The sequence below is a fragment of the Bacillus sp. Marseille-Q1617 genome (genome assembly GCF_903645295.1).
Lineage (GTDB): Bacteria > Bacillota > Bacilli > Bacillales > Bacillaceae_B > Rossellomorea.
The window spans coordinates 1,371,634-1,383,749 of the sequence record NZ_CAHJXM010000001.1 but is presented as its reverse complement, the minus strand read 5'-3'; the positions used below and the strand labels follow the sequence as shown (position 1 = coordinate 1,383,749).

General features: G+C 42.0%; 14 protein-coding genes. 6 read left to right on the top strand and 8 right to left on the bottom strand.

Annotated elements, in window-relative coordinates; translation table 11 throughout:
• Nucleotides 1-41: 41 nt before the first annotated feature.
• The 4 genes from fabI to mgtE form a co-directional block, all read right to left on the bottom strand.
• Complete coding sequence (fabI, locus tag HWX64_RS06895; protein WP_175988465.1) at nt 42-818, bottom strand: enoyl-ACP reductase FabI; 777 nt, start codon at nt 816-818, stop codon at nt 42-44.
• 80 nt (nt 819-898) lie between these two features.
• Nucleotides 899-1,384 carry a DinB family protein gene (locus tag HWX64_RS06890; RefSeq protein WP_175988463.1) on the bottom strand — a complete coding sequence of 162 codons (486 nt, stop codon included), beginning with the start codon at nt 1,382-1,384 and terminating at the stop codon, nt 899-901.
• Nucleotides 1,385-1,488: 104 nt separating this feature from the next.
• Nucleotides 1,489-3,351 carry a monovalent cation:proton antiporter family protein gene (locus tag HWX64_RS06885; protein ID WP_175988461.1) on the bottom strand — a complete coding sequence of 621 codons (1,863 nt, stop codon included), beginning with the start codon at nt 3,349-3,351 and terminating at the stop codon, nt 1,489-1,491.
• 20 nt (nt 3,352-3,371) lie between these two features.
• Entirely contained in the window at nt 3,372-4,769 is a 1,398-nt protein-coding gene (gene mgtE / locus HWX64_RS06880; protein WP_175988459.1) for a magnesium transporter, read from the bottom strand.
• Nucleotides 4,770-5,002: 233 nt separating this feature from the next.
• On the opposite strand from mgtE, the gene prpE reads away from it, so the two are divergent.
• Nucleotides 5,003-5,740, top strand: a complete 738-nt coding sequence (prpE, locus tag HWX64_RS06875; RefSeq protein WP_175988457.1) for a bis(5'-nucleosyl)-tetraphosphatase PrpE — start codon at nt 5,003-5,005, stop codon at nt 5,738-5,740.
• Nucleotides 5,741-5,823: 83 nt separating this feature from the next.
• Here the strand turns inward: prpE and HWX64_RS06870 are convergent, their stop codons facing one another.
• The 4 genes from HWX64_RS06870 to HWX64_RS06855 all read right to left on the bottom strand — a co-directional run bounded on the left by HWX64_RS06870 (nt 5,824) and on the right by HWX64_RS06855 (nt 8,702).
• Entirely contained in the window at nt 5,824-6,693 is an 870-nt protein-coding gene (locus tag HWX64_RS06870) for an RluA family pseudouridine synthase (RefSeq protein ID WP_368495573.1), read from the bottom strand.
• A 49-nt stretch (nt 6,694-6,742) separates the two neighbouring features.
• Complete coding sequence (locus tag HWX64_RS06865; protein WP_098352856.1) at nt 6,743-7,540, bottom strand: NAD kinase; 798 nt, start codon at nt 7,538-7,540, stop codon at nt 6,743-6,745.
• Nucleotides 7,541-7,560: 20 nt separating this feature from the next.
• Nucleotides 7,561-8,226, bottom strand: coding sequence for a GTP pyrophosphokinase family protein (locus HWX64_RS06860; RefSeq protein WP_175988453.1), 666 nt, complete (start codon nt 8,224-8,226; stop codon nt 7,561-7,563).
• 101 nt (nt 8,227-8,327) lie between these two features.
• Nucleotides 8,328-8,702, bottom strand: a complete 375-nt coding sequence (locus HWX64_RS06855; protein WP_254871060.1) for a hypothetical protein — start codon at nt 8,700-8,702, stop codon at nt 8,328-8,330.
• A 129-nt stretch (nt 8,703-8,831) separates the two neighbouring features.
• Here HWX64_RS06855 and HWX64_RS06850 point away from each other — a divergent pair, with 129 nt between their 5' ends.
• The 5 genes from HWX64_RS06850 to HWX64_RS06830 all read left to right on the top strand — a co-directional run bounded on the left by HWX64_RS06850 (nt 8,832) and on the right by HWX64_RS06830 (nt 12,079).
• Nucleotides 8,832-9,416: a CYTH domain-containing protein gene (locus HWX64_RS06850; protein ID WP_175988449.1), complete on the top strand. Its 585-nt coding sequence runs from the start codon at nt 8,832-8,834 to the stop codon at nt 9,414-9,416.
• Between the two features lie 65 nt (nt 9,417-9,481).
• Nucleotides 9,482-10,120: a lytic transglycosylase domain-containing protein gene (locus HWX64_RS06845; protein WP_175988447.1), complete on the top strand. Its 639-nt coding sequence runs from the start codon at nt 9,482-9,484 to the stop codon at nt 10,118-10,120.
• Between the two features lie 240 nt (nt 10,121-10,360).
• Nucleotides 10,361-10,762, top strand: coding sequence for a globin (locus tag HWX64_RS06840; protein WP_175988445.1), 402 nt, complete (start codon nt 10,361-10,363; stop codon nt 10,760-10,762).
• Nucleotides 10,755-11,621: a ClpXP adapter SpxH family protein gene (locus HWX64_RS06835; RefSeq protein WP_254871059.1), complete on the top strand. Its 867-nt coding sequence runs from the start codon at nt 10,755-10,757 to the stop codon at nt 11,619-11,621. The genes HWX64_RS06840 and HWX64_RS06835 overlap by 8 nt, the downstream gene beginning before the upstream one ends.
• A gap of 275 nt (nt 11,622-11,896) precedes the next feature.
• Nucleotides 11,897-12,079, top strand: coding sequence for a hypothetical protein (locus HWX64_RS06830; protein WP_175988443.1), 183 nt, complete (start codon nt 11,897-11,899; stop codon nt 12,077-12,079).
• Nucleotides 12,080-12,116 lie beyond the last annotated feature (37 nt).

Below are 12,116 nucleotides of genomic sequence, written 5' to 3'. Positions count from 1 at the left end.
AATTGCGCCAGCGGGATCTCAATTATATTTAGTTCATTTCATTAACCAAGAATATGATACCCTGAATCAACATGAAGGTTTTCTCCCGTGATTCCTCTTGAGAGGTCGCTGAATAGGAACACGGCAGTGTCTCCGACTTCTTCTTGGGTTGTATTGCGGCGCAGCGGAGCGCGCTCTTCGATTTCTTTAAGGATGGAGTTAAAGTCCCCTACCCCTTTAGCAGAAAGTGTACGGATCGGACCGGCAGAAATGGCGTTTACACGGATCCCGTGCTTACCTAAATCACTCGCAAGGTATTTGACACTCGCTTCTAGCGATGCCTTCGCAACGCCCATTACATTATAGTTCTGCATCACTCTTTCTCCGCCTAAATAGGTCATGGAGACGATGCTTCCACCTTCGGTCATTAAATCTTTCGCAGCCTTTGCAACTGCCGTCAAAGAATAAGAACTGATATTATGTGCAAGGAGGAAACCGTTCCTTGTCGTATTCATATAATCACCGGCAAGCTCTTCTTTATTGGCGAAAGCGATACAGTGCGCAAGCCCGTGAATCACTCCCACTTCCTCTTTAATTGCAGCGAAGCATTTCTCAATGTCTTCGTCACTGGTTACGTCACACGGAAGTACCAGTGAGTCTTCTCCGCCTTCAAGTGTATCGGCAAGGTCTCTTACACCTTTTTCAAAACGTTCACCTGCGTATGTAAAGATTAATCGTGCACCCGACTGATGAAGGGAACGGGCAATCCCCCAAGCAATACTTCGTTTGTTGGCAACACCCATCACGACAAATGTTTTGCCTTCTAATGAAAGAGTCATTGTAATCCTCCTATTGTTACAAGTTATTAGTACCTGCTACTAATTCTACATGAAACAACAAAAAAAGAAAAGGTTCAATTCTATGATATCTTCTTTTTCGTCTCTTCAATCTGATCAATATGCCTCTCCTCATGCCTTCCAAGGAGCTCGAGGACCTGCCAGACCGGCATGATCCCAAACCGGTGATGTTCCATGGTTTTTTGGGCAAGTTTATGTTCAGAATACTTTTCTATGAACTCCTCTGTTAAATTTCTGGATGTTTGCAGGGCGTTCAATAATTGTTCTTTTGTGTGAGGTTCTTCAGGTGGATCAATAGGTGCTTTAAGCTTCTTGCTTTTATCATCAAATACACTCAAGTCCACTGCTTCTCCACTAGTATCCGATTGATCCTCTGCAGCTTTTAATGCCAGTTTCAAAAAGCGGGTTTCCGCCCCTGCAAGATGCAGGACTATTTGGGCTATACTCCACTCATCTGGTGAAGGTTTTTCATTTAACTTTTCAAATGCCGTTCCCTCCAGACTTTTCTTCAGTCTTTCCCTTATGTCGATTACTTTGGTTTCCCACATTTCTCATCATCTCCTAATTCTTCTTATATAACTAATTAGGTATTAGCCCATGAAAATCCTCTATACTGTCATAAGAAAACTCCCCGGCAGAGCGGGGAGTTTCTTTAACAATATTCACAGAACTCGAGTTCACGTTTCAGTTCATCAACATATTCTTTAGTTCCAGTCACGATCAACCGGTCATTCATATGGAGTTCTGTGTCACCATGTGGAACGATGGAATCTTTGCCTCTGAATATACGGACAAAAATGACATCCCCTGTAAACGGGAATTTCCTCAGGGTCATCCCTTCGAACTGGCTGTTCAGCATTTTGATTTCATACAGCGACATTTCCTGGTTCGTGAGGATATTCATCACTGATGGTGATTCAATCATGGCTCTTAATAATGCTTTGGTAGAGAGGAACACAGAATACACTTCAATCCCTTGCTCCCTTAGGGCTTCATGCATGTCAGGACTCTCAACTCTTGCGATGACCCGTTCTACGCCTCTATCTTTAGCAGCAATAGAGAGGGTTGCGTTTGCCTCTTCATCCCCGGTCGAAATCACAAGGATATCTGCCTCAAACACATTAAACTCCTCTAAAGTATCAAGATCATAATTTTCTATTTCGTTGATTTTAAATAACGAATCCGCGATGTTCTTATCCGATTTATCTTGAATCGTGTGATAAAGAACAGATTCATACAACGAGGATTGCAGTTCTCTGGAAGCCGGCATGGTCATCTGGTTTGCCCCCAGGAACACCACCTTCAATTTCTTTTCATTTGCGCTTTCACGCGGGAACAGTTTTTTAAAGACGATCGGTGTAATGATACACGCGATGACTGCAACCAGAATTAAGGTACCGCTCATCTGACTGGTGATAATCTCCATTCTTTCGGCGATTTTTGCAGCAGCAATCACCAGGGAAAGAGTGGAGGTCAGCAAGAAAGCGGAAGCTAAAGTGGTTCTTGTATCATACCAGATCTTCAACAAGTATACCGGCAGTATCTTAGAAATCAGGAATGCAAGCAGCATTAATGGAATCAAAAGAAGCATTTTCTTGTCGCTCAGCAAAGTCTGAAGATCAAGTTCCACCCCGACCATCACAAAGAAAATCGGGATTAAAAATCCGTAACCGAACGAATCGAGTTTCTGTACCATCTCCTGGTTGGGAGCCAGTAAAGAAACCAATACCCCAGCCAAAAATGCTCCCAGGATATTTTCTGCCCCGACCGTTTCCGACACAGCCACCAGTAAGATGATGAGCGTGAATACAGCACGCGTCCCGATTTGGACCGTACCTGTCGATAGACTTTTGATGAAATTATTATTTTTCATGCGCTTGCCTAATAGATAAAGGATGACCCCCACTCCAAACAGAATGAGAAGCAGCCACATATTGCCTTGTCCTTCTCCGTAAAGGGAAACGAAAACAGCAAGCAGAATCATGGTCACCAAGTCTGCAATCACGGCGATCAGCAAGATGATCTGACCAATCGCGGTTTGTGAAATATGAGCCTCTTTCAGTGTCGGAACGACTACCCCCAATGAGATGGTCGAAATGATCAGGGTCATCAAAAAGGCGTTTTCTATCAAACCAAAAAATACAAATAAGTAAGAAAGCCCGAGGGAAACAAAGAATATCCCTATAAAAATAATGGTCGCCACTTTCAGACGGTTCGGTTCTTCCTTACCGCTCGGAAGGATTTCTTTCTTATTCTTGCTGTTTGAGAATGCTTTGAAATCAATTTCGAGACCGCTTAAAAACATCAAGAAAATGAAGCCGAAGGTCGATAAAGTTTCAAGCCACATATCTTGATGAACGAGGTCAAATCCGCTCTTACCGATGACCAATCCCATGATGATTTCGGCTATGACCACTGGGATAAAGTTCAATTTAAAACGGTGCAGCAATATTGGTGTCAAAAAAGCGACGATGATGACGATCACCAGTGATGTTACAGAGGCATGCTGTTCCATGATGCTCTCCCCCTTTTCTTCTATATAAGGTAATTCATAAACAATGTAGCTAATCCAAAATATATTAAGATGCTAATAATATCATTAATCGTTGTAATGAAGGGGCCTGATGCCACGGCGGGATCGACTTTCAATTTATGCATCAATAGCGGGACAAGAGTACCGGCCAATGTAGCTACAAATAATGAAATCATAACTGAAACCCCGACCAGGATCCCGAGGAAAAATGTTCCCTTCCACACATACACAATCATGTTGACCACAACCCCGCATGTCGTACCGGTAATGAGACCGGTTCCTGCTTCACGTATGATGAGGGCAAGTTTATTTTCCTTTTCCAAATCACCGGTCGCGATCCCCCTTACGGCCACGGCAAGCGCCTGGGTCCCTGTATTCCCTGCCATACCGGCGATAAGCGGGATAAAAACAGCAAGGATGGCTACTTTATCCAGGGTCGCTTCAAATCGCCCGATGAGACTCGCCGTGAACATCCCCAGGAACAATAAAGCAATCAACCATGGAAGGCGTTTCTTTGCTGCATTAAAAGGGTTCCTGTCAATCGAATCCAAATCGGCAATACCGGCGAGCTTGGAGTAGTCATCCGATGCTTCTTCTTCCATGACATCCATTATGTCATCAACCGTGATGATCCCAAGCAAGTGATGTTGGAAATCAACAACCGGCAAGGCAAGGAAATCATAGTCCTTCATTTGCCTGGCAACGGCTTCCTGATCTTCACTCACTCCCACTGACATGACCCTATCACTCATGATTTCAGCTATCATGACGTCATCATGACTGATGATAAGGTCTCTTAAAGAGATGACTCCCACAAGCTTTTTATCATCGTCTACCACATAAATGTAATAGATGGTTTCGGCATTAGGGGCTTCATTCTTTAGGATATACATGGCGGACCGGACAGTCTGATTTTGTGAGATTGCGACAAACTCGGTTGTCATGATGCTTCCCGCTGTGTATTCTTCATAATGAAGGAGCTCTTTAATTTCCCTGGCTGAGTCGTCATCCATGATGGTTAAATAACTGACAACCTGATCTTTATCAAGTTCATTCAATACATCCACCGCATCATCAGCATACATATTCGAAAGCATTTCAGCTGCATACGATGGGTTCATTTCTGCGAGTAAATCCTGATAGTCTTCTTCATCTATATCAAGACTTTCAAACAATTCGGCCATTTCTTCGGGAGATAGATAATGATAAAGGCGAATCCTCAGTTCATCCTCGATCTTAGAAAAGAATTTAGCTTGATCATAGGGGTGTAACTGAGTGAATTCCGACCTGAACAGATCCAGATCTTCCTGCTGAAGGGCTCTTATGAGAAGCTCTTCATCATACATTTCTTTGTCCTGCTTATCTTTATCATTATTTTGTTCTTTGACTGCTTCACTCATTAAGGCACACCCTCCCTTATGTTAATCCCATATAGTCGTAATAATACTAGCAAATCTTTTTGAAAATGTCGCCCATTAACATAGGCCGTCCTCTTCATTATGTTTATATAAGATGTTCCATTTAAAATGAAGAATAAATCATCCGGTTTTTTCACACACTGAAACATTAATATGTCATAAATCGAATGAAATGAAAAGAAAAAAGTTTCTCCTGAAAAGAAAGAAGGTTTAAGATGAAGATTGATGTAATAGGCGATATTCATGGATGTTTACAAGAATTTAGAAATCTGACTGAAAAACTCGGTTATAGTTGGAGTTCCGGGCTGCCCCGCCATCCTGAAGGAAGAAAGCTTGCATTTGTCGGTGACTTGACTGACCGGGGACCGCACTCTTTACAAACGATACGGGTTGTTGCCTCCCTTCAGAAGGAAAAAGCAGCTTACTACGTCCCCGGGAATCATTGTAATAAGCTATATCGTTATTTCTTAGGGAACAACGTAAAGATCCTTCATGGTCTTGAAACGACAACAGCAGAATTAAGTGCTCTTACAGAGAGGGAAAGAAACGAATATAAGACTATGTTTATCAATTTATATGAGGCTGCACCCCTCTATCGGATCCTTGATGAGGGTAAATTGATCATTGCACATGCAGGGATCAAGGAAGAGTACATAGGAAAAGACAATAAACGTGTAAAAACATTTGTTCTGTATGGTGACATTACCGGGGAAGTAAATGAGGACGGCACCCCTGTCAGAAGAGATTGGGCAAAGGAATATAAGGGAGATGCGTGGATCATTTATGGCCATACACCCGTAAAGGAACCCAGAATGATGAACAAGACGGTCAATATCGATACAGGTGCTGTATTTGGAGGAAAGTTGACTGCAATGCGTTATCCAGAAATAGAACTAATTAGCGTACCTTCAAACATGCCATTAACAGAAGAAAAATTTCGCAGCTTCCCTTGAGGATTCAGAGAACTTTCAGTTTCGTTAAAAAACGTTGTACGATCTACTAATACGATGAACAAAAAAAGAGATTCCCCAGGCAGTCAACAAGAGGAATCTCTTTTTTCTTTCTGACCTAAAAGGCTCAAAACCATTTTCATATCTTCTGCCAGGGGACTCTCAAATTTCATCCATTCCTTTTTCATAGGATGATAAAAGGAAAGAGTTTTGCAATGAAGTGCCTGCCGCTTGATAAGATTTACTTTTCCCCCGTACAAATCATCGCCCATTAGAGGGTGACCGATCGATGACATATGTACACGTATTTGATGTGTTCTGCCTGTATAGGGCCGCAGGGATAAATGAGCCGCTTCAGCGTATTGGTACAATACCCGATAGGCAGTCTTTGCATATTGACCGTCATTCCGGACTTCTCTTTCGATGATACTTGTATCTTTGCGGCCGATCGGCTGCTCGATGAACCCGTTATTACTGGTCAGGTACCCTTCAGCCAAAGCTTCATAGGTCCTTGAAATGCCTCTCTCCTGTTGTTGAAGACTGAACAAATGATGCACATGCCGATGCTTGGCCACCAGTACTAATCCTGATGTATCGCGGTCAAGCCTGGTGACGATATGAACAGCGGATGCAAGGGAACGATTATTATAATAACCTGCAATCCCATTCGCCAGAGTGCCTGAGCTGTGATCTTTAGACGGGATTGAATACATACCCCATGGCTTTTCGAGAACAAGGACATCCCGGTCTTCATATACAATTTCCAAAGGCATATCCTCAGGGAGTAATTTATCACTGCCTGTTTCTGGCGGAAAATCCAATTTGACGATATCGCCTTCCTTTAGAACATGACGAACATTCACTTCCGAATCATTGACGGAAATCGATCCACCATCGAATTTGACCGAGGTCAGCGTCCGCTTTGAAATCTTTTGATCAACGAGAAATTCCCTCAAAAGCCTTCCTTCAAACGGTGAAGGGATGATCCATTGAATTGAATATCCTTTATTCATCCGCTACAAACGAGTCATGTACTCTCTTCCAGAAAGGGAAAGGCCGGAAGCGGGCAAATCGGATTTTTTCATCTGCAACACGGTACTGAATAGACTTTACATCTTTATGAAGAAGGGAAAGATGATCGATCGTCACCAGAAAATCAGGACCATTGACAGGCTTCAACATACATGTATGATGAGCCGGTAAGATCAGCGGAGATCCGATTGTGCGGAATACCCGATTATTGATGGATGCCATTTCCGCGAATTGGATAGCCGGCAAAGAGGGATGGATGATGGCGCCCCCAAGCGCTTTATTGTACGCCGTACTCCCTGAAGGGGTAGAGAGACATAAGCCATCGCCCCTGAAACGCTCAAAATGCTGCCCCCTTATCTCCACATCCATGACGAGGGTTCCTTCGACACTCTTCACAGTAGATTCATTCAGGGCTAAATAGCGAGTCTCCTTCCCCCCGTGCTGATAACGGATGATGGTTTCCAATAACGGATATTCGATAATCTGATACGGAGTTTTTGCAATCGCAATGACAAGCTTTTCAATTTCTTCGGGCACCCAGTCTGCATAAAAACCGAGATGCCCCGTATGTACCCCCACAAAGGCCGTCTTATCAAGTCTTGACCGATAGCGGTGAAAGGCATAAAGCAGCGTCCCATCTCCCCCTACCGAAATGACGATGTCAGGCTGGTCTTCATCATATGTTAGATTGAAATCCTGTAAATAGGTTCTCATTTTGTGCATCAGGGTATTGGACTTGGAATCACCTTTTGACGTAATAGCAAACTTCATTCATTTTGACCCCCTTCGTCTCACTGTTTGTGAATTCTTTTATCGGTCGTGCCGCTGCCCCTCTTATCTTTCTCCATTTTGTTTGTAAAAATAGCCTGTGCTTCCTGGATTTCTTCACGGATCAGGCTCATTTCTTCATCCAGACGAAAAGCTGCTTCTGCAGCACCTTGAAGCCTCATTCGAATTCTTTCAGGAAATTGGCCGCTGTACTTATAATTCAAAGAATGCTCAATCGTTGCCCAAAAATTCATGGACAGCGTCCTGATTTGAATTTCCACAAGGATGTTTTTCTCTCCCTGGATCGTCTGGACTGGATAATCGACGACAACATGATAGGACCTGTAGCCGCTCGGCTTCTTATTCGTGACATAATCCCTTTCTTCAATCACGGTGAAATCCTTGCGTGCCCGCAGATGCTCCACCACCACATGTATATCTTCCACGAATTGGCACATCATCCTTAGACCTGCTATATCCTGCATCTCGGTCCCAATATCTGAAAGCGCAATCCCTTTTTGATTCGCTTTATCAAGGATGCTGGCAATCGGTTTTACTCGTCCGGTAACAAATTCAATAGGAGAATGAGTATGTTGAAATTCATATTCCCCTCGCATTCCTTTCAGTTTCACTTTCAGTTCATCTACGGCTTGCTTATAGGGAGCCAGAAATTGTTCCCAATGATTCACATTCCCTCACCTCATTTGAAACATCAATTCGTTTCTTTCTTTCGGGTTATAAAAAGCTGGTTGTTTTGAAAGTAAAAAAATGGACTCTTGCCTGCTTAAGATTATGAATCGATAAAAACGGATTCAACCTTCTTAACCATTTCGTCGCCGTAATTACCGTTTCCTTCTATATTGCTGATGAGATAGTTTAGCTCTTCATTAAATTGATCAAGCTCTAATGATTCATCTGAACTTTCGACGATTACAGAAGCATTCTCTTTAAGTGCTTTTCTCAACTCACCCCAGATTCCTTCTTCTAAATACAGGTAGACATATTCCTCTTCATTTTCTGCTAGATAAACAAAGGCAAATCTGTCAGAGTCTGCAATGATTTGACAAGCAGGCTTCAATCCTTTTAACAAGTCCGTTTGTTCCGTATGTAAGTGTAAAACACCATTTTCAAATTTTGCTTCATTGAATTGTACAATCTTTCTCATGGCTATTTTCATCCTTCCTTAAAACAATCAGTATTATTTTATCATAAGACACGATTTACATCTAAACATTGAAGTTCATTTACAGAAAAGAGATAATACAAGTATTAAGCAATGAAAGGATGCTTTTCTTTGTCACAAGAGATAGAAATCGAATTTAAGAACCTGTTAGCAGAAGAAGAATTCGTGCAATTAACCAAGCATTTTAAGATAAAAGAAACAGATTTTACAACCCAGGAAAATCATTATTTCGATACCCCTGACTATCAACTGAAGGATAAGCAATCTGCTTTAAGAATCCGGCTAAAGAAGAAGATCTTCACGCTGACATTGAAAACACCAGTCGAAGAAGGGCTGCTTGAAACGAATCAACCCCTTACTGTACAAGAAGCCGACGACCTGTTGGAACGCGGAGTTTTTCCTGACGGAGAAGTAAAAGAATTTCTGGAAAGCCTTGATATATCTCCCCCTTACATTCAACACTTCGGTTCTTTAATCACAAAGAGAGCTGAAATCGATTTTGAAGGTGGTTTGCTCGTATTTGATGAAAGTTCCTATTTTGATAAAGTGGACTTTGAACTCGAATATGAAGTGAAAGACTATGATCAGGGAGAAAAAATCTTCTTTGATTTGTTAAAGGAACACGGGATACCCAAAAGGGAAACGGAAAATAAAATAAAACGTTTTTACCGGGAAAAAGTAAGAAATCAATTGTAAAACACGCATCATTTTTTCCGATATATAGGATGAAAAGACCCACTACAAAGACAGGAGCCATTAAAATGAATGTTCAACAACTAAAAACAATGATGGAACTCCAGGCACTCAATAAACTGGGTTCCGTATCCACTATAAACGCTGCCGGCCAAACCAATGACTTATTTCAACAGCTATTTACCCAGGCTTTAAATAGTGGCGGAGGCCTTACAACATCTTCCAATACTCTTGGCGCCGTAAAGAGCATGCTTGAAACACATCCCGCTTTTACAGTTTCAGAGCCCCCCAGATCCCTGTCAGCCATAAATAAAAGCGAGTTTGCGGCCCCTGAATCGATAGACGACATTATCTCCAGAGCGGCTGATACGTATCACCTTCCTAAAAAGCTGATACAGGCAGTGATCCAGCATGAATCAGGATTTAAACCAGATGCCGTCAGTCCTGCCGGGGCATCTGGTTTGATGCAGCTGATGCCTTCCACTGCAAGGGGCCTCGGGGTGACCAATATATTTGACCCTGAAGAGAATGTCTTTGCAGGAACAAAATATCTAAAACAAATGCTTGATAAATATAACGGAAACATTGAAATGGCACTTGCTGCATATAACGCGGGTCCCGGGAATGTAGATAAGTATAATGGTATACCTCCTTTCAAGGAAACAAACGCATATGTAAAAAAAGTAACGGATACGTTCTATGCCTGATTGTTTGTACAACATGAAAAGTCAGTGAAACAAGAGCCCTGCTGAAGTACAGCAGGGCTCTTGTCTTACATGTTATTAAGGTAGAATCCCACGGGTCGCACTTCGATTTTTCAGGATAACCGACACCAATCTGGCAACACTAACTTTACGGATTCGTGCGGTATCAAGGCTATTTGTTTGAGATATACATGAATGCTTGCTAGAATAAACTTACATTCTAAGTAAAAAGGAGTCCTTCTTATGGTCGAGAAACCGAAAATGCCTTATAACTTAATCGGCGAAAAGAAACTCTCCATGCTCGTTGATGCATTTTATAATAGAGTGTCTAAACACCCTTTGTTGGCACCTATTTTTCCGGAAGATTTAACAGAGACGGCCCGCAAACAAAAGCAATTCCTTACTCAATATTTAGGCGGCCCCTCTCTTTATACCGAAGAACACGGCCATCCTATGCTGCGAGCCAGGCACCTTCCTTTCCCGATCACTGAAGAAAGAGCGAAAGCGTGGCTGAGCTGTATGCATGAGGCAATGGATGATGTGGAGCTTGATGGCCAGGTGAGAGAAGACTTTTATCACAGACTTGTTCTGACCGCACATCATATGGTAAATACGGAGACACCGGAGAGAGCCAACATTGACTAGTTTAAATAACTCAAATCCGCTTAAATCGTGTGGAGCTGACAAGAAACCACTGGAAATATATATGTTTGTAGATCCTTTATGTCCAGAATGCTGGGCACTAGAGCCTATATTAAAAAAGCTCAGGATTGAGTATGGGCAGTATTTTCGCATCCGTTACATTCTTAGCGGCCAGCTTTCTTCGTTGAATATTGCGACAAAACGAAAACAAGAAGATCTGGCACAGCAGTGGGAGAAAACTGCCAGCCGTTCAGGTATGTCCTGTGATGGAAGTTTATGGATCGATAATCCCATTGATTCACCTTATATAGCCTCTTTTGCCATTAAGGCCGCAGAGCTTCAAGGAAAGCATTCGGGTATACGATTTTTACGCTTCTTACAGGAGCGGCTTTTCCTTCAAAAGCAGGATATATCAAATTTTGATGTACTCAAGGATTGCGCTAAGGAAGCGAAACTTGACCTTAATGAGTTTATGAGTGATATTCACTCCTACTCAGCATCAAAAGCATTTCAATGTGATATAAAAATCACAACGGAAATGGAAGTCGATGAGATCCCGACCCTGGTCTTTTTTAATGAAAATATCGAAGATGAAGGGTTAAAGGTCACTGGTTTGTATTCTTACGAAGTATACGTCCATATCATCGAAGAGATGCTGACAACAAAACCCGAGAAAAAACCATTGCCCACACTTGAAGACTTCATGAAATATTACCGTCTGGTGGCATCAAAAGAAATTGCAGTAGTATATGACTTGTCAATTGAAGAGGTTGAAAGACAAATGAAGAAATGGACCCTGCAGCAGAAAGTGAAAAAGATTCCTGCAAAGCATGGAACGTTTTGGAGATATATTGCTGATTAGCTATTGTAAAATAATAAAAATCCCTATAAACAAGAAAAGCCGATGTTGTTTCCAACATCGGTTTTTCAATACGAACAAAGGGGATGGGAGAAATTTTTCACGGTCAAACAAAGGGGTATATGTTTGCTTGTGATCAACTTCACACTGATAATATATCATGTTTGAACTTGTATTGGCAAGTTGTTTGTATGGTATTTCACAATATTGTCAAAATCCATGTATGAACCTCTTCGGCTTGTCATATAGTGTATAAACCGTCCGCGGAGGGATCGATCATGAGAATAAGCGTAAAATTCTTGATTTTGGTTCTGCTGATCATCATCAGCTTTCTGATTCATATTCTGGGGTTAATGAATCTCATACCGCTGTTGATCACAGCCCCTATCTTATTTCTATCACTGCTGATTTTTATTTATTCGTTCGGTAACAGGAAGAAGTTCAAAGGGTTTAAATCATAAAGACAGGGAGGAGCTGTTACTATCCACTCCTCCCTGT